The sequence below is a fragment of the Zavarzinia sp. CC-PAN008 genome (assembly GCF_051903925.1).
In the GTDB taxonomy this organism is placed as follows: domain Bacteria; phylum Pseudomonadota; class Alphaproteobacteria; order Zavarziniales; family Zavarziniaceae.
Window position 1 is genome coordinate 726,648 of record NZ_CP173678.1, and the last position, 20,649, is coordinate 747,296.

The window sequence follows — 20,649 nt, forward strand, 5'->3', positions numbered from 1 at the left end:
GCGGATGGGCAATCCCCGCCTTAACGCGTCGGACGGCGTTTGGTGCCCCGCCACGGCCGCATCCGGCCTCAGGGCGCAAGTCCGGCCACCCAGTCCAGGCTGGAGCGCGGCAGCACCGCCTGCGCCGCCGGGCGGCCGACACAGGCCCGCAGCCAGCGCCGCGTCGCGGGCCAGGCGTCCAGCGTGCTGCCGCCGGTGGGCAGCCAGGTCACCATCTCGGCCAGGCCGATGTCCGCCACGCCGAAAGAGGGCCCCGCGACGAAGGGCTGGCGCGCCAGCTGCCCGTCCAGGATTGCCATCGGCCCCGCCAAGCGGACACGGGCCGCGGCCGCTTCCTCCGGCCGGCGGGCTTCGTACGGGGACCAGCCCAGCGGCTCGCAGGTGGCGGCGATCGCCGGCTCCAGCTCGGTCATGGCCCACAGGCTCCACTGGAACAGCAGCCCCTCGCCCTGCACGCTGTCAGGCCACAGCCCGGGATGGCGCCGCGCGAGATAGAGGTTGATCGCCAGCGATTCCCACAGAACCAGGCCGTCCTCCTCGATCACCGGCACATGGCCGTTGGGGTTCAGGGCCAGGAAGGCGGGTGTGCGCGTTTCGCCCGTATCATAGCGCGTGGGGACGTGGCGGAACGGGATCCCCAGCTCAAGCGCCAGCCAGCGGGTGCGGTCGGCCCGCGATTCGGGACAGCCATGAATCACCAGCATCATTGCCTCGTTTTATAACCTTCAATATTGTGTTTGATGGTATACCGCGCCGCCCATGCCGGCAACACCTGCCCGCGCGACGGGTGCACCGGGCACGCCCGCCGTGCCAGGATCGCGCAATCGGCAACGGAGCGATCGATGGGTGACAGGCACGAGAGGGCGCGCGGCGGGGATTGGCGTCCACGTGCCGCCAATGCCGCGCTGGAGGGGATCATCCTGTTCGACGGGGTTTGTGTCTTCTGCTCCCGCTGGGTGCGCTTCGTGGCCGAGCGCGACCGCGCCGAACGCTTCCGGTTCCTGCCGATCCAAAGCGCGGCGGGCCGCACCCTGGCCCGGCGCCTGGGCATCGATGCCGACGCCCCACAGACCAACGCGGTCGTGCTGGACGGCCGGGCGCTGTTCAAGTCGGATGCGGCGCTGGCCGTGCTGGGCCACCTGCCGCGCTGGTCCTGGCTGCGGGGCCTGCGCCTGGTGCCCCGGCCGCTGCGCGATGCGGTCTATGACGTGGTCGCGCGCAACCGCTACCGGGTGTTCGGTCGCACCGAAAGCTGCTGGCTGCCGCCGCCCGACCTGGCCCGGCGCCTGGCCGACGGCGGGACGGTGGATGGGGGGAACGCCGCGGCATGACCCGCATCCTGGTAGCCGGCGCGTCCGGCGCCTTTGGCCGCAACCTGGTCGAGGGCCTGCTGGCCACGACCGACTGCACCATCCTGGCCATCGCACGGGACCATGTCCGCCTGGCCCAGGAGACGGAGGCCCTGCGCCGCCGCTTCGGCAACGAGCGCCTGGCCCTGCTGGTGCGCAAGGTGGGCGAGATCCGCACCGATTTCCTGCGGGCGGAGGGGATCGCGATCGTGGTCGACGCCGCCGGCCCGTTCCAGCAGTCCGACCTTCACCTGGCGCGGGCGGCCATCGCCGCCGGCTGCCACTACCTTGACCTGGCCGACTCGCGTGCCTTCGTCGCCGGCTTCGACATCCTGGACAGCGCTGCGCGAGAGGCGGGGGTGGTCGCGCGGACCGGGGCCAGCACCACGCCCGCCCTGTCCCAGGCGGTGCTGGACCACCTGACCGCCGGCTGGCCCGTGATCGAGACGGTGGAGATTGCCGTCTCGCCCGGCAACCGCGCGCCGCGCGGCCTGTCGGTCGTGCGCGCGATCCTCTCCTATACCGGCCTGCCCATCCGCGTGCTGGACCAGGGTGCGTGGACGACGCGGCCCGGCTGGTCGGCGCCGCACCGGCGGCGGATCGGCAACCTGGGCCGGCGCTGGCTGGCGCTGGTGGAGACGCCCGACCTGGACCTGGCGCCGAAGCGCCTGGGCGTCCGGCGCACGGCGCTGTTCCGCGCTGGCCTTGAACTGGGCGTGCTGCACCTGGGCCTGTGGTTGGCCTCGTGGATCGTGCGCGCGGGCGTCGTCACCACGCTGGAACCCATGGCACGCGGTTTCCGCGTCCTGGCGCAGGGCACCTACCGCCTCGGGACCGATCGCGGCGGCATGATGGTGGAGGCCCGCGGCCAGGATGCCGCCGGCATGCCGGTCGGTGCCCGCTGGACCCTGGTGGCGGAGGCCGGGGACGGGCCCCATGTCCCCACCCTGGCGACGCTGGCGGCGATCCGCGCCATCCTGTCGGGCCAGGGCCCGGCGCCGGGTGCCGCTGCCTGCGCCGGCTGGCCCAGCCTGGACCAGATCGCGGCCGAGATGGCGCGCCATCGCATCACCACGCAGGTGGAGGCGATCGCCGCCGGCAGCGTGCTGTCCCAGGTCCTGGGCGCCGACTTTCCCCGCCTGCCGCCGCCGCTCCGGGCCTTTCACGGCAGGACGGGGCAGCATGCCTGGGAGGGCCGCGCCACGGTTGAGGGGGGCAATTTCCTGGGCCAGTCCATCGCCCGCCTGATGCGCCTGCCGTTCGAGGGGGCGGACGTGCCCGTCCGCGTCGACGTCGAGGCGGGGGAGCGGGCGGAACGCTGGACCCGGCGCTTTCCCGGCCGCCGCTTCGCCACGATCCTGCGGCCGGTGCCCGACCAGCCTGGACGCATCGCCGAACAGATGGGGCCGGTGACGGCCACCATGGCGGCCACGGTGGAGGCGGCGGGCCTGGTCCTGCGGCACCAGGGCTGGCGCCTGCTGGGCATCCCCCTGCCGCGCGCGCTCGGCCCCCGGATCGCGGGGCGCGAGGGCGTGGACGCCAGCGGTCGCTTCACCTTCGACGTGACGATCTCGGCGCCCATCGTGGGCCGCATCGTCCATTATCGCGGCTGGCTTCGCCCGGTCGGCGGCGACGAACCCCTCGCCCAGTCCTGAGGGCCTGTCGGTATCGCGGTTCCCCCCGCGTCCTTGAGGGACCATCCAGCCCGGGGCAGGACCGATGACGCGACGCGAGGGACAGGCAACGGGAGCGCCGATGGCGATGGGTGGAGGGGGATCAGGATCGGCCGCTGTGCGCGGACGGTTCGCCGCCGTGCAGGAGGGTCTGGCGGCGCAGGTCGTGCCGGAGCGCCTGCCCGGCGCCGTTTGGCTGGTCGATCATCGCGGCGCGGTTTCGGCGGGTGCGGTCGGCACGCGCGCCATCGGCAGCGCCGAACCCATGGCACGCGATGCGATCTTCCGCATCGCCTCGATGACCAAGCCCGTGACCAGTGCGGCCGTACTGATCCTGGTCGAGGAGGGGCGGCTGGACCTGAATGCGCCGGTCGAACGCTGGCTGCCCGAACTGGCCAACCGCCGCGTGCTGCGCCGGCCCGAGGGCCCCCTGGACGAGACCGAGCCCGCCCACCGGCCGATCACGGTGCGCCAGCTCCTGGACTTCACCTTCGGCTTCGGCATCCAGTTCGGCCCGCCGACGCCGGTGCACCAGCAGGCGGAGGCGCTGGGCCTGGTGCTGGCGCAGCCGGTGCCGATGACGACGCACGAACCCGACGACTGGTTGGCACGCTTTGCCACCCTGCCGCTGATGCACCAGCCGGGGGAGCGTTGGCTCTACAATGTCGGCAGCCTGATCCAGGGCGTGCTGGTGCGCCGCGTGGCGCGGCAGGATTTCGACACGTTCGTCCACGAGCGCATCCTGCAGCCGCTGGGCCTGCGCGACACGGGCTTCCACGTGCCGGCGGCAAAGCTGCATCGCCTGGCCGGCTGCGGTCTCTTTGCCGGACCGTCGGGCCAGGACGTCAAGGCAGACGGCGATGGGGCGGACAGCGCCTATGCCCGGCCGCCGGTGTTCCCGTCCGGCACCGGCGGCCTTGTCTCGACCGCCGACGACTACCTTGTGTTTGCCCGCATGCTGGCCGCGGGCGGTCTTCACGGGGACAGGCGGATCCTGTCCGCCGACAGCGTGCGCCTGATGACGACCAACCAGCTGAGCGCGGACCAGATCGCACGCTCCAGCTTCTTTCCCGGCTTCTTCGACACGTTGGGCTGGGGCCTGGGCACGGCGGTCGCGCGCAAGGCGGATGACCTGTGGCCCGGGACCGGGCGCCATGGCTGGGATGGCGGGTTCGGTACGTCGTGGATCACCGATCCCAATGCGGGTGTCATCTCCATCGTGCTGACCCAGTCCACCGACTTCCTGTTCGCCGGCGGCCTGCACCGTCACCTGCAGGCCGTGGCCGCCGCGACGAGGTAGCGTGTCCCGCCAATATCCGCCTCATCCTGAGGTGCGGAGCGAAGCGCAGCCTCGAAGGATGGGCAACCCGCGCACCGGCGGCCCATTCTTCGAGGCCCCTTCCGGGGCACCTCAGGATGAGGTGGTTTTGGGCGGGAGAAGCGAAACCTCAGATCGGGCAGGCGGCGATTTCGAGCTGGAGCATGGCAAGGACGCGGCCAAAGCCGATGTACTGCCCGGCCATCATGGCCAGTTCCAGGAACTCCGCATCGCTGAAGTGGCGGCGCATTTCGGCCACGTCGGCGTCGCCGATATTGTGGTGGTCGACGGCCAGCTTCTCGGCGAAGTGGATGGCGGCGCGCTCGCGCGGCGTGAACCCTTCCGCATCCGGCGTGTCGACGCCGCGCGCCGCCTCGTCCTCGCTCACGACGTTGGGCGCCATGCGCACCGACTTGCACAGGACGCAGCCGTTCAGGGTGGCGATGCGCAGGCGCACCAGCTCCTTCAGCCGCGGCTCCAGCAGGCCGGCGCCGCCCGTGTGCCAGGGCTGGTAGAAGGACTGGTAGTCCTTGACCAGCGCCTCGTGCGCGCCGAAGACCCGCGTGAAATTGCGCGCCAGCCAGTTGTCCTCGGGCGTGGCGTCGTGCGCGGCGCGCATCGCGGGTGGCAGCTGTTCCGGCTCGATCAGGGGCAGTCGCGACATGGGGTCCTCCTCCCGTTGCTTTGCCGCGACCCTAGTCCATCGCATGCGATTTGAACATCCGGTCGGGCGCCTGCGGCGGCCCCCCGGTCACAGGCTTGTCGCGGGGCAACCGGGAACCGCACACGGCCTGCGGGCTTCTGGCGGGCAGGACGTATCCTTTGCAGGAGAGTTGAAGTGCGTAGGACAGCCCGCGTTCTTGCGGCCGGCCTCCTGGCCGGCACCGGCCTCTTCGCGACCGCCTCGGTTGCCGCGGCCGATACCCTTCCCTATCCGCTGACGGTCACCGCGTGGCAGAACCCGGATGCGCCGGGCTATGGCCAGGGCTCCCGCGCCGACTGGCGCCAGGACCAGCGTGCCGCCCATGTGGAACAGTATTACGAGACGCACCGCCGCGACGGCGCGTACTGGGACTGGCGCCGCAATGGCGATTCCTGGACCCGGGCCGACTATCAGGACTGGTATCGCGCGCATGCCGACCGCAATGACAGCCAGCGCGTCGCCAACCTGTTCGGCGCCGACGGCTTCCGCGACCGTGACCGCAATCGCGACCGCGGCCCGGACGTGGTGGTCGTGACGCCGCCGCCCGCCCCCGTCCCGGCGCCCCGCCCGCAGGTCGCGATCAGCAGCCTGCCGCCCGGCGGCGGCTATGCCGCGGGCACGCCCGAGTGGTACCGCTACTGCTCGGACCGTTACCCGAACTTCGACCCGACCTCGGGCACGTTCATCGGCGTGGCGGGCGACGTCCGCTTCTGCGAGTAGCAGCCCTTGATGGCGAGCGGCCCGCCGGGGACACCCGGCGGGCCGTCGTCGTTCGGCCGGCCGCCGGTCAGGTCCCGATCAGGCCGCCATCGTTCCGGCGCACCGCGACCATGGCGGGGCGCGGAACACCCGTTCCCTTGGGCCGGTTGTCGGGCCAGGAACTGACCTCGTCCAGGACACCATCCTCGCCTGGGTGCTGGATGTTGCAGAAGAACGTCGTGTTGTCGGGCGAGAAGATCGGACCGCAGACCTCGCACGCGGCCGGCCCGGTCAGGAAGCGCCGCGTCTCCACCGGCGTTGCGCCGCCGCGGTCGATCGTGGCCAGGACCTGGTCGTTGCACTCGAAGTTGGACGGGTTGCCATCCGTCGCGATCCACAGGTTCTTGTCGTTGTCGAAAGCCAGATTGTCCGGCGCGCCGAACCGGTCGCCCTGCAGCAGGCGGCGATTGGTGCGGGGGTTGATGACCGCCCGGACGTCCCCGGCCGGCAGCGCGGGATCACCGGCCAGCAGGAAGATGTCCCAGGTGAAGCGGGTGGCGCGGTAGTCGTTGCCGGCTTCCGTGATCTCGATGATGTGGCCGGCCGGATTGGGGCCGCGCGGGTTCGCCGCGTCGGCTGCGGCCGAGCCGGCGGGACGGCCACGGCCCGCGCTGCCCGTGTCGCCCGCCGCCTTGCGGTTCGAGTTGTTGGTCAGGGCGATGAACACCTTGCCATTGCCGCGGAAGCTGGCGTCGCGCGGCATCTTGATGTCCTCCGGCCGGTCCATCGGCGTCGCACCCAGCGCGTCCGCCGCCTGGCGGCAGCGGATCAGCACGTCCGCCTGGCTCGAGAACTTGCCCGGCGCCTTGGCGTTCACGTTGGCGAACGTGACCGGCAGCCATTCGCCCGTGCCGTCGGCCTTGAACTTCGCGACATAGAGCGTGCCGGTGTCGAGCAGCGAGAAGTGGGCAGCCGCGCGCGGATTGTCCAGGTTGAACGTGCCCGACGAGACGAACTTGTAGGCATAGTCGAAGCGCTGGTCGTCGCCGGTGTAGACGACGGCCTGGCCGGTGCGCGCGGTCGCGGTCGGATAGGCGATCACGACCTGTGCCGCCTCGTGCTTGAAGCGGCCCAGCGCGGTGCGCTTCTTCGGCGTGCTGGTCGGGGAGTAGGCGTCCGTCTCGACCACCCAGCCGAACTTGAACGGCTCCGTGACCGAGGACGCGTTACGCAGGTTGAACCGCGGGTAGTACAGGAAATAGCCGGGATTGAAGCCCAGGTTGTCGGCCGTCGCGTCGCCGATCCCGTGCACCGTCTTGTGGTCGAACTGGATCAGCGGGTTGGTGACCGAGCTGGCGCCCGAGAACAGGCCGTCGAAGTTCTCTTCCGCCGACAGGTACGTGCCCCAGGGGGTAAAGCCGCCGGCGCAGTTGTTGTAGGTGCCGATCGCCGTCGTCCCCAGCCAGGGATGGCCGCGCGCCGGCCCCGTGAACTCGCACGGCGTGGTCAGCGTGACGCGCCGCGCGACATAGGGCGCCGTCGCCACATTGTTGACCCGCATCGCCTTGTCATGGGTCCAGACAGCGTTGAGCAGCCGGATGCCCGCGAAGGTGAAGCCGACGGCCTGCATCTGCAGGTCGGCCTGGGCCTTGGTCGGTACCCCGGTGAAGCCCGGGAACATCGTCGCGCCGCTCGTATACTCGTGGTTGAAGGCGGCGATGTAGGTCGGCCAGGGAAAGCGATTGGCGACCTTGGCCGGGGCGCCGAACGGGTTCGGAAACAGCGCCAGCATGTCGTGGTTGAAGCCGACGCGACGCGCCTGCTGCGCGGCCGTCATGTTGGTGTGGTTGACCAGCGCGCGGCCCTGCGCATCCCGGCCATAACCCCAGGCGACGTCGCCGGGGAACAGCGGCTCGCCCCAGGCCAGCAGAGCCGTCGCGGTGTAGCCGGGTGGGACGGTCACGCGGTCGTCCGTGTTCTCCGGCACCGAGGTGAAGCGGGCGGTTGCCGCCTCTGCCGGCGGCGCCTGCAGCATGCCCAGCGTGCCGGCACCGGCCAGCCCGGCCGCGGCGACGCCCAACCCTGCCCCCGTCAGCACCGTGCGGCGGCTGAGGAACGTGTCCATCACGCTCTCGAACGTCTCCGCTTCCGACCGGCCGCGCAGGCTCAGGTCCTCGCGTTCGCACTCGCTCATCTCTCGTCCCCCAAAGCACCGCCGCGCCGGGCAGGTCCCGGCCTTGCGCGGACACTAGGCGAGGCGTTTGACAGTTCCAGGACGGTTCGATGACAGGTTTTGTCTTTCCGGGCTCAAGACGTCTGCCCAGAAGTCTTGCGAAGTCATCGCAATTCCTGCTGACGCCGTTCAGTCACAGGACTGAAACGTGGCGCGACTATTAGCCGATGCGGCTGGCGTGTTCGCGCCGAACGGGGGATCACATGGCATCGACAAGGAAGGCGTGGGCCAGCAAGGGTGCGGCCAGCGGGATCAGCCTGGCGGCACTGCTGGCCGCGGCGGCACCGGCCCAGGCGCTGGACGGCCTAAAGTTCTATGGCCGCGGAGACGTCGGCTATTCCTTCAGCGAGACCTTCGACGGCAACCTCTCGGCCGGCCAGCTGGGCCCCGGCGATTTCGACGAGACGGTGATCGCCGGCGGCGGCCTGGGCTTCCAGACCTGGAACCTGTTCGCGGGCGCGCCCTGGCTGGAGCTGCGCAGCGATGTCACCTTCACCCTGCGCCAGGGCTTCGAGCTGAGCGGCGTCGAGCCCTTCCTGGGCAGCACGCTGACGGCGCGCGGCGACGTCGACAACTGGACGGTCATGGGCAATCTCTATGCCGACTTCGACCTGGGCCGGCTGGGCGTGCTGCGCGGCCTGCACGCCTATGTCGGCGGCGGCGTCGGCTATGCGCGCAACCAGCTGGAGACGGTGAGCTTTGCCATCGACGGCTTCGCCCTGGGCACGCAGGACGGCGCAACGACGGACGAACTGGCCTGGGCCGCGATGGCGGGCCTCAGCTACGACGTATCCGACTGGATCGCGCTCGACGTCGGCTATCGCTATGTCGACCTGGGCGAGGTGTCGACAGGCACCACGCTCAGCACTGCACCCCTGCCCGTGGCGGCCGCGATTGCCGACCTGACGGCGCACGAGGTCCAGGCGGGCGTGCGCTTCAGCTTCTGGAAGCCACCCGCCCCGGCCGCAGCGCCGCCTGCGCTGCCCCCGGCCCCCGTGGTCCAGACGCCGGAGCCGCCACCGCCGGCCCCCATGCCGCCGGAAGTGGCGCGCAACTTCCTGGTCTTCTTCGACTGGGATTCGACCGAGATCCTGCCCCAGGCGGAAGACACGATCCGCCAGGCCGTGGCCGCGGCACAGCAGGTGGGCGTCACCCGCATCGACCTCACGGGCCATGCCGACCGCTCGGGCTCCCCTGGCTACAACCTCGCCCTGTCGGAGCGGCGCGCCCAGTCGGTCGCCAACGCGATGGTGGCGCTGGGCGTGCCGGCCAGCGACATCATGCTGGTCGGCCGCGGCGAGGAGCAGCCCCTGGTCCCCACCCCCGACGGCGTGCGCGAGCCGCAGAACCGCCGCGTCGAAATCGTGTTCTGATCCGCAGCAACGAACAGGTCGGCCAATCGGGAGGGCGGGTGCAGCAAGGTGCCTGCCCCTCCATTTTCCAGGGGCGGCGCCTTTGGAATCAATGCCGGTTCTCGAACCGCATTCCTGCCCGCATAATCCGTCCGAGCAATTGCTCTCGGGGTGCTTGTGATGGAGATGCGATCAATCCTCACGATCGTCGTCGGAACAACGGTGCTGTTTGCCAACGCCGTAAACGCTCAGTCGACATCTCGGCCGTCATTGGATGCACTAAAAGCAAGGCTGGACTTTTTCGAGCAGTTTTACGGAGATGTCCCATCGGCAATCGACTGCAATGCGTTCAATCAGTCGGTCGCAACTACACTGATATGTCGCGACGAGTATCTGATGGTTGCGGAGCTGCTGAACACTCGTTCTATGGTTTATGCAATAGAAAACGCCACGAAAATGGAAGTCGAACACCGAAAATGGCGTGGAGCCTTGCCGATCCACTGCTTGTCGGATGAATGTATTTTTCGATGGTTCCGGGATCAGACCAATGATTCCCTGGGAGGCATGTCGCCCTATCCGTAAGGTTTCATTTGGCTAAGTGGATCGTCTCCGGCCCCGCGAATGGGGTACTCGGTCTACGCTTGCCCATTTTCAACAGCGGCTTCAATCCCCGCTGCTCGGAGTTGCCTTCGGCTTGCGCTGCGGCGGGCGGCGCCGGCCGCGTGCCGCGCGGGGTGGGCGCAGGTTGGCCTGGATCAGGTCGGCCAGGGGCGCCGTGATCTGGTCATAGGCCGAGGGCCGCCGCTCGATCTGGCTGATCGCCATGGCGACCGCCTCCAGCGTCGAGAGCGCCTCGCGCCGGGGCTCGCGGCGGACCTTACCATAGGCCGACGGCGCCGGCGGGTTCAGCACGATGCGGCGCAGCTTCAGCAGCCAGGGATTGCGCCACCATAGCGTCTTGGCCTGCGACCAGGTCCCGTCCAGGGCCACGATGCCCTGCAGTTCGCCCAGCGTCGCGCGCTGGTGCGACAGCCGCTCGCCATGGCGGTCGAGCAGCGTCAGCGGCGCGTCGAGGTCCGTCGAATCCTCGCGGCTGCCCAGGTAGAGCACGCCCCAGAGATAGGGATCCTCGTCCTCCTCCAGCACGGCCTTCAGGCTGGGCCAGGACAGGCCCACCTTGATCGTCGCCTGGGGCAGGACCTGGGCGATCAGCGGCGCTGTCGCCAGGGCCTCGCGCTTTTCCTGGGGATGCTGCAGCACGACCACGCGCAGGCGGGTCGGCACCGGCACGATGGCAGGTACGGCGGCAACGGGAGCGTCGGCCGGGTTGAGGTCCGGGTCGTGGGCCACGTCCCCCGCGTCCGCGCCCGGCGGTGCGGGGTCTTGCGTCACCTGGGCCGTCCTACTTCGGAGCCATGACCATGGTCATCTGGCGCCCCTCCATCTTGGGGTGCTGTTCGACCTTGGCGATCTCCTCGACCTCGTCGCGCACGCGCATCAGCACCTTCATGCCAAGGTCCTGGTGCGCCATTTCGCGGCCACGGAAGCGCAGGGTCAGCTTGACCTTGTCGCCTTCCTCGAAGAACTTCCGGATCGCACGCAGCTTGACGTCATAGTCATGCTGGTCGATGCCGGGCCTCATCTTGATCTCCTTGATCTCGATGATCTTCTGCTTCTTCTTGGCTTCGTTGGCCTTCTTCTGCGACTCGTACTTGAACTTGCCGACGTCGAGCAGCTTGCAAACCGGCGGATCGGAATTGGGAGAGATCTCGACCAGGTCAAGACCCGCCATTTCCGCCAGGTTCAAGGCTTCGAAGAAGGACACCACGCCGCGGTTTTCGCCCGTCTCGTCGATCAGGCGCACCTTGGCCGCACTGATCTGGTCGTTGACGCGGGGACCCTCGCGAGTCGGCGGTGTAAGAATCATTGGGCGAGCGATAGACAAATCCTCCCAAAAAGGCTGGTTGGCGGCGCCCTGGTGGCACATCCGCCAACACGGCCGGGTCCAGTCTCATGTGATATAGGCGAATGCACGCCCCTCAGGAAGAGGCGGGCACAGAACCTTCAGCCCGGAGCATAGCAAGGCAGTCATCGAGAGCAAGGGTCTGCTGCGCGCCGCCCGCCAGGCGACGCAGGGCGACCGTCCGTTCTTCCGCCTCGCGCTTGCCGATGGCCAGCAGGATCGGCGCCTTGGCCAGCGTGTGCTCGCGCACCTTGTAGCCGATCTTCTCGTTGCGCAGGTCGACCTCGGCCCGCAGGCCCGCCGCCTTCAGCGCCGCGGCCACCTCCTGCGCATAGGCATCGCCGTCCTGCGTGACCGTCGCCACCACGACCTGGACCGGCGCCAGCCACAGCGGCAGGCGGCCGGCATAGTGCTCCAGCAGGATGCCGATGAAGCGCTCGAACGTGCCCAGGATCGCGCGGTGCAGCATCACCGGCCGGTGCTTTGCCCCGTCCTCGCCGATATAGCTGGCGCCCAGCCGCTCGGGCAGGACGAAGTCCATCTGCAGCGTGCCGCACTGCCATTCGCGGCCGATCGCGTCGCGCAGCGTGAATTCCAGCTTGGGCCCATAGAAGGCGCCCTCGCCCGGGTTCAGCACCGGCTCGATCCCCGCCGCGCGGGCCGCGGCCAGCAGGGCGGCCTCGGCCTTGTCCCAGGTCTCGTCCGTGCCGGCGCGGACGTCCGGCCGGGTCGAGAACTTCACCAGGACGTCGTCGAAGCCCAGGTCCTTGTAGATCCGCTTCAGCAGTTCGCAGAAACGCACCGACTCCCCCTCCACCTGGTCCTCGGTGCAGAAGATGTGGGCGTCGTCCTGCGTGAAGTTGCGCACCCGCATGATGCCGTGCAGGCCGCCAGAGGGTTCGTAGCGGTGGCACGAGCCGAACTCCGCCATGCGGATCGGCAGGTCGCGATAGCTGGTCAGACCCTGGTTGAAGATCTGCACGTGGCACGGGCAGTTCATCGGCTTCAGGCAGAACAGGCGTTCTTCCGATTCCGTGACGTACATCGCCTCGCGGAACTTCTCCCAGTGGCCGGAGGCGACCCACAGGCGGTTTTCGAGAAGCTGCGGCGTCTTCACCTCGACATAGCCGGCTTCTTCCAGCTGACCGCGCATGTAGCGCTCCAGCGTGCGGTAGAGCGTCCAGCCGCGCGGGTGCCAGAACACCATGCCGGCCCCTTCCTCCTGCTGGTGGAAGAGGTTCATCTCGCGGCCCAGGCGGCGGTGGTCGCGCTTCTCCGCCTCCTCCAGCCGGGTCAGGTAGGCGGCCAGCTCCTTCTCGTCGCGCCAGGCCGTGCCATAGATGCGCTGGAGCATCGGGTTGCGATGGTCGCCGCGCCAATAGGCGCCCGCCAGCTTCATCAGCTTGAAGCCGTTGCCCAGCTTCGCCGTCGAGGGCAGATGCGGCCCCCGGCACAGGTCGATGAAGCCGCCCTGGCGATAGAGGCCAATCTCCTCCCCGTCCGGAATGGAGGCGATGATCTCGGCCTTGTAGTGCTCGCCCTGCTCCTTGAAGAAGGCGACCGCGTCGTCGCGTTGCCAGTCCTCGCGCACGATCGCCTCGTCGCGGGCGACGATCTCGCGCATGCGCTGCTCGATCAGCGCCAAGTCATCGGGCGAGAAGGGCGTCGGCCGCGCGAAGTCGTAGTAGAAGCCGTCCTCGATCGCAGGACCGATCGTCACCTGCGTCTCGGGGAACAGTTCCTTGACCGCTTCGGCCATGACGTGCGCCGCGTCGTGGCGCAGCAGTTCCAGCGCCTCCGGATCCTTGCGCGTGATGATGCGGACGGCGTGCTCCCCCTCAAGCCGGTGGGAGAGGTCGCGCTGCCGGCCGTCCACCTCGATCGCCAGGGCCGACTTGGCAAGGCCCGGGCCGATGCTTGCCGCAAGCTCGGCGCCAGTGAGCGCAGCGGCGAAGGTCTTGACGCTGCCGTCGGGCAGGGTCAGCCGTACCGCGGGCACCTGGGCAAGCTCGACACTCATGGGACCAAGACCTTTCACCGGTTGAATGGACCCCCTGCGGGCCCGCAATCGCGGGCCCTATAGCACAAAAGGCGCAATCCGCCTCTTGCCGCGAGGGTGGGCCAGACTAGGATGCCTGCCTTCGCAGTGCAGCAGCAATCGGGAAGGGCAGCCATGACGGTGACGCGGTTCGAGACCAATGCGCGGATGAGCCAGGCCGTGGTTCATGGCGACACGATCTATCTGGCGGGCCAGGTGGGCGATCCGGCCCACGACTTCGCGGGCCAGATGCAGGACGTGCTCGGCTCCATCGACCGCCTGCTGGCCCAGCACGGCAGTGACAAGACGAAGATCCTGGCCGCCACGATCTACATCACCGACCTGGCCAACCTGGGCGCGATGAATGCCGCCTGGGAAGCCTGGATGCCAAAGGGCTGCGGCCCGGCGCGCGCGACGGTCAAGGCTGACCTGGTGGCGCCCGAGTACATCATCGAGATCGCGGTCATCGCCGCGAAGTAGCGCAGAACGCCTGCCCCTGCGGTCAGCGCCCCGGCAGGGGGCCGTAGAGCAGTTCGGTATCGCCGCCGGCGGCGGGAGCGCTGAAGCGGTCCAGTGCCGAGCGCCATTGGCTGAGCCGCGGTTCCGGGAAGCGGCGGGCAAAGGGCACCAGCCAGGCCATCTGGCTGGCGCTCCCCTGCCGCCGCAGGTCCTGGCCAAAGCCGGTCAGGGCCTGGAACGGGGCGGGGTCGTGGAGCCCGTCCAGGGTGCGCCGCTCCAGCCGCAGCAGGGCATTGCCGTTCTCGGCATAGAGGTCGAGGCCGTTGGCCGCCGCCGTCTCGGCCATGTAGACCAGGGGCGCCAGGGCGAAGAGGTGATAGCCCAGCGCCCGCTGCCGGCGATGCAGCTCAAGCGGCAGCGTGCCGTCCGCCGTCACCTGCCGGATGCCGACGCGATAGCTTTCGACCGCCCAGTCGAACAGGGGCCGGTCGTCCAGCGCGACCGCCGCCGCCATGACGGCCCAGCCGGCCCAGTAGCGATGGTTGTTGTTGTGGCTGGCCCGGTCCGGATCGGCATCCACCGTCGCGACGATGTTCTCCGCCAGGACCCGGAACCAGGCCAGGATGGCGTTGCGGTCGGCGTCCGTGATCGCCGGATCATCCCTGACCTGCAGCCAGGCCATGGCAAAGGTCGGCAGGTTCCAGGCACGCACCGCGGCGTTGGCGTCGGGCGGCTGTGTCAGCGCCTGGGCGCGCGCCCAGTCGGCCAGCCAGGTGACGGCACAGGCGGCGACCGGCGGCGCGGGAGGCTGCGACCGGACATAGGCATTGGCCATCTTGGTGAGGCCGTTGGCGAAGTCGCGGATCGGCTTGTCGGCCGCGCGGTTGGCCGCCTCCTGGTCCCTGTCGATCTCGGTGCTGTCGGTGTTGGGCTTGTACTTGCTGCGCATCACCAGGTCGCGCACCGGCTCCGGCGGCGACCGGCAGGCAAAGCTGTCGCGGGCCGGCTCCCCCGCCCGCGAGCGCGCCGCGGCCACGTCGAAGGGCGGCTGCAGGGCCGCCGCCCAGGACGACCCCACAGGCACCAGCAGGACCAGCAGGGCAAGGATCGGGGCGCGCATCGTCATCAGCCTGCTCCTACGCAACTGCCGCGGCCGCCGGTCGGCGGGCCGGGCCAAGCCTGCACCCGTCAGAAGGCGCGGGTGATCGTCAGCAGGAACCGCTCATAATTGCGGTCCAGCCGGTCCAGGTTGGAATCCCGGTCATAGGCGCGGAACGACGCCTCGACGATCCACTGCCGGTCGTCGAACGTGCGGCCCAGGGTCAGGTCCAGGGTGCTGATCCGGTCATGGCGCGCCACGCCGCGATCCTCTGGCCGCGATGTCGCCGCGGCGTAGTCCGTCTCGCCATAGCCCAGGCCCACCTCGCCATAGAAGCCGGTGAGGTTGCCGATCGCGAAGTCGTGGCGCCACGCGATGGAGCCGGCAAAGCCCAGGCTGTCCTCGGGCCGCGCGTTGAAGTTCTCGTTGCGGACGATGCCCGCCAGCGCGATCCGGTCGACCGGCGTCAGGTCGATGTTCGCCAGCAGGCGGCCATCGTTGACGATGCCGTCGCGGTCGGAATTGCCGTCGTCGTGGCTGGCCAGAGCATAGCGGGCACCGGCCTGCAGCCAGGGGGTGAAGCGGTACAGCGCCTGGGTGTTGAGGCTGACCACCGCGCGGCTGAAGTCATAGCCGCGCAGGCGCAGCGTGTAGCCGATCTGGGCATCCAGGTTCCAGCGGCCGTCCAGGGCATAGCTGGGTCCGGTCGAGAGTGCGACCTGCGTCCCGTCCAGTTCGCTGAGGTCGGGGAACAGCGTCTGGTCGACACGGCCCTGGGTGCTGAGGTAGTTGCCGTCGCCGTCCAGGACGTGGCGATGCTCCAGGGCGGCGCCAAGGCGGAACTCGGGACTGGCCCGGCCGGTGCGGGCGAAGCCGGTCAGGTCGTCCTCGTCCTCCAGGATGGTGATCGCGCTGACCACGTCGCTGGTATGGCCCACGCCCAGGGTGACGCGGCCGCGCAGGGGCTGGGGGTCCAGGCGCTCAGCCACACGGGCGCGATAGTCGGCCAGGCGCTCCGCCTGCTCGGCTCCGGCCGGCCCGGCCTCGATCGCGGCCAGCTGCGGCTCGACGGCGGAGGGCCGATCCTGGCGCAGCGACAGGTTGGCCAGGCCGAACTGCGCCCGCGCCGCAAGGCCCGGGTCCTGCGCCGCGTCAGCCCGGGCGGCCAGGTCACGCAGCACCTGCTCCGCCTCGGCGAAGCGCAGCGCCCGGCCCAGCTTGTCGGCATAGGCCAGCGTCACGGGCACGTTGGTCGGATCCTGGGCCAGGATCGCCTCGGCCTGCGCGATCCCCTCGCCGATCGGCAGGGCCGCGATGGCGTCGGCCTGCGCAATCTGGGCCAGGCGCACCTCCCGCTCCGCAATGCGCTGCTCCAGGGCATCGGCCCGCGCCGCGCTGCCAGGCGCGGCATCCAGCGCGCGCGCCGCGGCGACGCGCTGGCGGGACAGGGCGATGTCGTCGCGGCGCAGCGCCAGCGACGCCAGCGCCAGCTGGACCCGGCTGGCCACCGGGGCTTCGAACAGGTCCGGCGCGGCCTGAAGCAGCTGCTCCGCCTCCGCCGTGCGGCCCAGCAGGTCGATGAAGCCGGCCAGCTTCACGCGCAAATCCAGGTTTCCCGGATCCGCCGCAAGGCTCGCCTGCCCCGTCGCGACCGCCGCTTCGCCTGGCACCTCGCCCAGGGCGGCCACGGCCTGGCGGCGCGTGAAGTCCAGTTCGTCGGCGGCAATCCTCCCGTTCGCCTGCCTCACCCGGTCCATGCGCTCTGGCGCGATCCGACCGGCCAGGGCGGCGAGGCGCAGGCGCGCCGCGTCGAACTGGCCGCGTGCCGACAGGGAGGCGATCTGCGCGAACTCGATCCGCTCCAGCGCGCCCGGGTCGTTGCGCGCCAGGGTCCGACCCTGGTCATAGAGCGTATCCGCCTCCTGCACCCGCCCGGCACGGACCAGCAAGCCGGCCAGCCGCAGGCGCAGGGACAGGTTGCCGGGATCCGCGGCCAGCGCCTGGTCCCCGCGGGCCAGGGCCTCCGCCGTCGGCTCGGCGCCCAGGCCCTCGGCCACCGCATCGCGCCGAACGGCCAGTTCCTGATCCGCGATACGCTCCTCAAGCCGCGCCGCGACGCGCCCGACCTCCGCATCGCTCCGCGCGGCGCGCACCTCGGCGATCAGGGCACGGGCGCGCGCGCGATCCTGGTCCAGGACGGCAAGGTCGGCCAGGACGAAGCGCGCCCGTGCCCCCGCCACCGTGCCGGCGGGGGATGCGGCCGCGACCCGCTGGGCCAGGCGCCGCGCGCCGTCCAGGTCACCCGCCCGTCGCAGATAGCGGGCATATTCCGCCTGCAGGTCGAGGTCGCCCGGGTTGGCCGCCGCGGCGGCAGCGGCGCGGCGTTGGGCCGCCGGGCTGACGTCGTCGCCGAACGTGGCCAGCAGTTGGCGCCGGGCCTCGCGCGCCTGGCGCTCGGCCGCACGCTGGCCGCTGCTGGCCATGCGCTGGCGCAAGGCGGCAACGCGGGCCTGGACGCGGGGTGTGGGTTGCGTCCGCGCCACATAGTCCAGCAGGGCCGCGACCTCGCCCATGCGGTCCAGGCGGATCAGCGTGTCGGCCAGGCCAAGGCGCGCCATGTTGGCCAGGCGCAGGTCCTGCGCACCGGGTCCGGCCAGGATCGCGCGGAAACCCTGCTCGGCCTCCTGCAGCCGGCCGGCGCGCATCGCGGCACTGGCCTGGTCCAGGCTGGCATCCGCCGGTTCGTCCGGGCCGGGCGCCAGGATCGCCTGCGCCAGCAGGACGCGGGGCGGGCCGGACGGGGAGCTGGCCAGGGCCGTCCCGGTCCAGCCCAAGGCCAGCGCCAGGACGACGGCGCTGGCCCCATCCCACAGGCGCCGGCGGTTCACAGAATTGTTGCCTGAAGCCAAGTCCGTTCCCCCGGATCGTCGATGCCCAACGCCCACGCGCCTTGTCCGTCCGTTCAATGCCGCAGAGCAGCATTCCTGTTCTGCGATTTTCTCGTGATATGCGACATGCACCGCATACGTCGGCGGCGGCTTCGCTTGACCCCTGTCGATCGCCACCCCTAGCATGTTGCGGTGCACCCTTGGGCTTCTGTCAAGGTCGACCGGGTGCCCATGTCCTGCTTGCAAGGAGAGCGTCCGGGATGGCGAGGCTTCGAAACCTGGATAGCCCGATTACCGGTGCGCGGGATCTGGTGGGTCGCTTTGGTCATGTGGCTGTCCTGGCGCTGCTGGTCAGTGCAGCGGTGCTGGCCCTCAACTACGGCACCAATCTGGCGCTGTTCGCGGTCGACCGCGCGCCGATCCGCGAGCACCTGCGCGACGCCTTCGCCAGCGGTGACCTGGCACTCAACGAGGTGCGGCGCGGCGATTCGGTCATGGGCTCGCACCAGACGAACGACTGCCTGATCTATGACATGGCGGCGCGGGTGCCGGACGACCCCATTCTGTTCGCCTTCACCGGACAGCGCACGGGCGAGGTCGGGCGGCGGGGCCTGGGCAATTGCGAGATGCTGCGCGACTGGGTCACGCAGGACCCGATGCTGCAGTTCACCGAGAACAACTACCTGCGCTATGTCCACGGCTACCGTGCCGTGGCGATCGGGCTGCTCTCGCTGCTGCCGGTGGCGGAGGCGCGCGCGGTGCTGAAGGCCGTCAGCCATGGCGGCTTCGTCCTGGTCGTCGCGATCTGCGCCATGCTGCTGCTGCGTCGAGCCGGACCGCTGCCGGCCGTCGCCCGGCCGCAGGTGGCCTATGCCCTGCTGGCCATGGCCTTCCTGGGATTCTTCGGCCTCAGCTATTTCGGGCAGTCGGCGTCGCACGCGCCGTCGATCCTGGTGCTGGCCCTGCTGCTGCTGTGGTGGTGCTGGGCCGACCGCGCAGCGCTCCCCTTGCGCCGCAGCCGCATGATCCTGGCCGCCAGCGTGTTCGGCGCCGCCACCACGGTGTTCGAGTTCCTGTGCGGCTACCTGCCGGTGGGCGCGTCGCTGCTGCTGGCGCTGATCGCCATCGCCCGCGCGCGGCCGGACGTGGAGGCGGAGGCTGCACCCCGGACCAGCGCCTATGGCGACGCGGTCCTGGTGCTTGGCGCCTATCTGGGGACCGTGGTGTCGACCTTCGCCGTCCATCAGGTGGCCACCGCCGTCGCCCTGGCCGACAAGCATGATGTCATCGGCAACTTCTTTCACGCCCTGGCCGCCCGCATGAGCACGTCGCGCGGCAGCGCCGGCGTCGCCACCGGCGACACCACCACGCTGACACTGGGCGACGTGGCCGACAACCTGCTGCAGAACGCCGTCCATATCGGCCTGCCCGACGCGGTGACCGCGGCGGGCGTGTTGCTGGCGCTGTTCGGCTGGTTGCTGCTGGGCCTGTTCATCTGCCTGGGGCTTGCCCGCACGGCCGCCGAGCGTGAAAGCGCGGTGCTGACATTCCTGGTGCCGATGCCGGTCCTGGCCTGGTACCTGCTGTTCCAGAATCACGCCTTCATCCACGCCCAGTTCATGGTGCGGCCGCTGGTGGTGGTGCCGCTGGCCGCCGTCGCCATGCTGTGGCTGGTCGCGCTGCGCGCGGGCCGGGCCCTGCGGACGCCGCAGCGCCAGGCGCAGCCTGCCTGGTCCTGACGCCCTGAAGCCCCCCTGATGCAGGACGCCCCGCGGCGTGACCGCGGGGCGTGTGCGCGCCGGTGGCGACTGCGTGCGTTCAACGGGCGGCGCGGGGAGCCAGGTTCAGGTAGTGCAGGCGCTTGGCCTCGCGCCGGCCGCGCGCGACGGTGTCCAGGATCATGCCGCAGGCCAGCGACAGGAAGCCCAGCAGCATCGTGCTGGCCGACAGCACGGCGGTCGGCAGGCGCGGCACCAGGCCGGTCTGGGCATATTCGACGAAGACAGGACCCGCCAGGGCCAGCGACACAAGGAAGAAGCCGGCAAAGATCAACGAGAAGAACTGAAGCGGCTTCTCTTCCTTGAACAGCAGGATGATGGTGCGCAGGATCCGGAACCCGTCGCGATAGGTGGCCAGCTTGCTGGTCGACCCTTCGGGCCGCGCGCCATAGGCGGTCTGGATCTCAGCGCAGGGCATCTTCAGCTGCAGCGCGTGGACGGTCAGTTCCGTCTCCGTCTCGAACCCGCTGGACAAAGCGGGAAACGACTTCACGAAGCGGCGCGAGAACACCCGGTAGCCCGACAGCATGTCGTGGAAGCGATTGCCGAAGATCCGGGCAACGCAGCCGGTCAGCATGCGGTTGCCGAACTTGTGGCCCCGGCGATAGGCGGCCGGATCCTCGGTTGGCGCGCGGCTGCCGACCACCATGTCCAGGTGATCGTCCAGCAGGCGGCGGATCAGCTGCGGTGCCTGCGCCGCGTCATAGGTATTGTCGCCGTCCGCCATCACGTAGACGTCGGCATCGACGTCGGCGAACATGCGACGCACCACGTTGCCCTTGCCCTGCAGGGTCTCGCGCCGGACGATGGCGCGGGCTCCGATCGCCTCCGTCACCGTGCCGTCGCGCGAATTGTTGTCGAAGACATAGACCTCCGCTCCCGGCAGGGCCTGGTTGAAGGCGCGGATCGTCGCCGCGATCGTCCGCTCCTCGTTGTAGCAGGGCAGCAGGACCGCGATCCTGACCCCCTTCAGCATGTCGGGATCGAGTGCCGGCCCGTCAGCCGGACCTGGAACCAAGAGCCGTTCCGCCTGCATCGTCAGCCTCCTCTGCTGCACATGATCGCCGCCGCGGCCAGTCCGCTGCGGCCGCCGGGCA

17 protein-coding genes are annotated in these 20,649 nt (G+C 70.0%); 8 read left to right on the forward strand and 9 right to left on the reverse strand.

Features of this window, described 5'->3' with window-relative positions; all coding sequences use genetic code 11:
• Window positions 1–68: 68 nt before the first annotated feature.
• Window positions 69–707: a glutathione S-transferase family protein gene (locus ACI6GS_RS03580; protein WP_439816405.1), complete on the reverse strand. Its 639-nt coding sequence runs from the start codon at window positions 705–707 to the stop codon at window positions 69–71.
• 135 nt (window positions 708–842) lie between these two features.
• Between ACI6GS_RS03580 and ACI6GS_RS03585 the strand changes: the two genes are divergently transcribed.
• The 3 genes from ACI6GS_RS03585 (at window position 843) to ACI6GS_RS03595 (ending at window position 4,322) form a co-directional block, all read left to right on the forward strand.
• Window positions 843–1,331, forward strand: coding sequence for a thiol-disulfide oxidoreductase DCC family protein (locus ACI6GS_RS03585; RefSeq protein WP_439816406.1), 489 nt, complete (start codon window positions 843–845; stop codon window positions 1,329–1,331).
• Complete coding sequence (locus tag ACI6GS_RS03590) at window positions 1,328–3,004, forward strand: DUF4166 domain-containing protein (protein WP_439816407.1); 1,677 nt, start codon at window positions 1,328–1,330, stop codon at window positions 3,002–3,004. Before ACI6GS_RS03585 ends, ACI6GS_RS03590 begins: the two co-directional genes overlap by 4 nt.
• Window positions 3,005–3,140: 136 nt before the next feature.
• Window positions 3,141–4,322, forward strand: a complete 1,182-nt coding sequence (locus tag ACI6GS_RS03595) for a serine hydrolase domain-containing protein (RefSeq protein ID WP_439816408.1) — start codon at window positions 3,141–3,143, stop codon at window positions 4,320–4,322.
• A gap of 148 nt (window positions 4,323–4,470) precedes the next feature.
• On the opposite strand, the gene ACI6GS_RS03600 is transcribed toward ACI6GS_RS03595, so the two are convergent.
• Window positions 4,471–5,004 carry a carboxymuconolactone decarboxylase family protein gene (locus ACI6GS_RS03600; protein ID WP_439816409.1) on the reverse strand — a complete coding sequence of 178 codons (534 nt, stop codon included), beginning with the start codon at window positions 5,002–5,004 and terminating at the stop codon, window positions 4,471–4,473.
• A 174-nt stretch (window positions 5,005–5,178) separates the two neighbouring features.
• On the opposite strand from ACI6GS_RS03600, the gene ACI6GS_RS03605 reads away from it, so the two are divergent.
• Window positions 5,179–5,763, forward strand: coding sequence for a BA14K family protein (locus ACI6GS_RS03605; RefSeq protein ID WP_439816410.1), 585 nt, complete (start codon window positions 5,179–5,181; stop codon window positions 5,761–5,763).
• Window positions 5,764–5,830: 67 nt separating this feature from the next.
• Here ACI6GS_RS03605 and ACI6GS_RS03610 read toward each other — a convergent pair whose 3' ends face one another.
• Entirely contained in the window at window positions 5,831–7,936 is a 2,106-nt protein-coding gene (locus tag ACI6GS_RS03610; RefSeq protein ID WP_439816411.1) for a PhoX family protein, read from the reverse strand.
• A gap of 242 nt (window positions 7,937–8,178) precedes the next feature.
• On the opposite strand from ACI6GS_RS03610, the gene ACI6GS_RS03615 reads away from it, so the two are divergent.
• The gene (locus ACI6GS_RS03615; protein WP_439816412.1) at window positions 8,179–9,348 is read left to right on the forward strand and encodes an OmpA family protein; all 1,170 of its coding nucleotides are present in this window, start codon (window positions 8,179–8,181) and stop codon (window positions 9,346–9,348) included.
• A 159-nt stretch (window positions 9,349–9,507) separates the two neighbouring features.
• Entirely contained in the window at window positions 9,508–9,909 is a 402-nt protein-coding gene (locus tag ACI6GS_RS03620; protein ID WP_439816413.1) for a hypothetical protein, read from the forward strand.
• 81 nt (window positions 9,910–9,990) lie between these two features.
• Here the strand turns inward: ACI6GS_RS03620 and ACI6GS_RS03625 are convergent, their stop codons facing one another.
• The 3 genes from ACI6GS_RS03625 to thrS form a co-directional block, all read right to left on the reverse strand.
• Window positions 9,991–10,719 (reverse strand): tRNA-uridine aminocarboxypropyltransferase, encoded by a 729-nt coding sequence (locus ACI6GS_RS03625; RefSeq protein WP_439816414.1) that lies wholly within the window; start codon window positions 10,717–10,719, stop codon window positions 9,991–9,993.
• 10 nt (window positions 10,720–10,729) lie between these two features.
• Window positions 10,730–11,254, reverse strand: a complete 525-nt coding sequence (infC, locus tag ACI6GS_RS03630) for a translation initiation factor IF-3 (protein ID WP_439816415.1) — start codon at window positions 11,252–11,254, stop codon at window positions 10,730–10,732.
• Between the two features lie 112 nt (window positions 11,255–11,366).
• Complete coding sequence (gene thrS, locus ACI6GS_RS03635; RefSeq protein ID WP_439816416.1) at window positions 11,367–13,310, reverse strand: threonine--tRNA ligase; 1,944 nt, start codon at window positions 13,308–13,310, stop codon at window positions 11,367–11,369.
• Between the two features lie 153 nt (window positions 13,311–13,463).
• Here thrS and ACI6GS_RS03640 point away from each other — a divergent pair, with 153 nt between their 5' ends.
• A complete protein-coding gene (locus ACI6GS_RS03640) occupies window positions 13,464–13,808 on the forward strand; it encodes a RidA family protein (RefSeq protein WP_439816417.1) in 345 nt (114 codons plus the stop codon).
• A gap of 22 nt (window positions 13,809–13,830) precedes the next feature.
• On the opposite strand, the gene ACI6GS_RS03645 is transcribed toward ACI6GS_RS03640, so the two are convergent.
• Both ACI6GS_RS03645 and ACI6GS_RS03650 read right to left on the reverse strand, forming a co-directional pair.
• Window positions 13,831–14,913 carry an alginate lyase family protein gene (locus ACI6GS_RS03645; protein ID WP_439816418.1) on the reverse strand — a complete coding sequence of 361 codons (1,083 nt, stop codon included), beginning with the start codon at window positions 14,911–14,913 and terminating at the stop codon, window positions 13,831–13,833.
• A gap of 62 nt (window positions 14,914–14,975) precedes the next feature.
• Window positions 14,976–17,774: a tetratricopeptide repeat protein gene (locus ACI6GS_RS03650; protein WP_439816419.1), complete on the reverse strand. Its 2,799-nt coding sequence runs from the start codon at window positions 17,772–17,774 to the stop codon at window positions 14,976–14,978.
• 260 nt (window positions 17,775–18,034) lie between these two features.
• Here ACI6GS_RS03650 and ACI6GS_RS03655 point away from each other — a divergent pair, with 260 nt between their 5' ends.
• Window positions 18,035–19,513 carry a hypothetical protein gene (locus tag ACI6GS_RS03655; RefSeq protein ID WP_439816420.1) on the forward strand — a complete coding sequence of 493 codons (1,479 nt, stop codon included), beginning with the start codon at window positions 18,035–18,037 and terminating at the stop codon, window positions 19,511–19,513.
• 79 nt (window positions 19,514–19,592) lie between these two features.
• On the opposite strand, the gene ACI6GS_RS03660 is transcribed toward ACI6GS_RS03655, so the two are convergent.
• Window positions 19,593–20,588, reverse strand: coding sequence for a glycosyltransferase family 2 protein (locus tag ACI6GS_RS03660; RefSeq protein WP_439816421.1), 996 nt, complete (start codon window positions 20,586–20,588; stop codon window positions 19,593–19,595).
• Between the last annotated feature and the right edge of the window lie 61 nt (window positions 20,589–20,649).

What these genes read in the sequence shown, in the direction of transcription:
- ACI6GS_RS03640 (WP_439816417.1), top strand. Translation starts at nt 13,464, where the DNA reads ATGACGGTGACGCGGTTCGAGACCAATGCGCGGATGAGCCAGGCCGTG.
- ACI6GS_RS03590 (WP_439816407.1), top strand. Translation starts at nt 1,328, where the DNA reads ATGACCCGCATCCTGGTAGCCGGCGCGTCCGGCGCCTTTGGCCGCAAC.
- thrS (WP_439816416.1), bottom strand. Translation starts at nt 13,310, where the DNA reads ATGAGTGTCGAGCTTGCCCAGGTGCCCGCGGTACGGCTGACCCTGCCC.
- ACI6GS_RS03580 (WP_439816405.1), bottom strand. Translation starts at nt 707, where the DNA reads ATGATGCTGGTGATTCATGGCTGTCCCGAATCGCGGGCCGACCGCACC.
- ACI6GS_RS03620 (WP_439816413.1), top strand. Translation starts at nt 9,508, where the DNA reads ATGGAGATGCGATCAATCCTCACGATCGTCGTCGGAACAACGGTGCTG.
- ACI6GS_RS03585 (WP_439816406.1), top strand. Translation starts at nt 843, where the DNA reads ATGGGTGACAGGCACGAGAGGGCGCGCGGCGGGGATTGGCGTCCACGT.
- ACI6GS_RS03655 (WP_439816420.1), top strand. Translation starts at nt 18,035, where the DNA reads ATGGCGAGGCTTCGAAACCTGGATAGCCCGATTACCGGTGCGCGGGAT.
- ACI6GS_RS03660 (WP_439816421.1), bottom strand. Translation starts at nt 20,588, where the DNA reads ATGCAGGCGGAACGGCTCTTGGTTCCAGGTCCGGCTGACGGGCCGGCA.
- infC (WP_439816415.1), bottom strand. Translation starts at nt 11,254, where the DNA reads ATGATTCTTACACCGCCGACTCGCGAGGGTCCCCGCGTCAACGACCAG.
- ACI6GS_RS03600 (WP_439816409.1), bottom strand. Translation starts at nt 5,004, where the DNA reads ATGTCGCGACTGCCCCTGATCGAGCCGGAACAGCTGCCACCCGCGATG.
- ACI6GS_RS03610 (WP_439816411.1), bottom strand. Translation starts at nt 7,936, where the DNA reads ATGAGCGAGTGCGAACGCGAGGACCTGAGCCTGCGCGGCCGGTCGGAA.
- ACI6GS_RS03615 (WP_439816412.1), top strand. Translation starts at nt 8,179, where the DNA reads ATGGCATCGACAAGGAAGGCGTGGGCCAGCAAGGGTGCGGCCAGCGGG.
- ACI6GS_RS03645 (WP_439816418.1), bottom strand. Translation starts at nt 14,913, where the DNA reads ATGACGATGCGCGCCCCGATCCTTGCCCTGCTGGTCCTGCTGGTGCCT.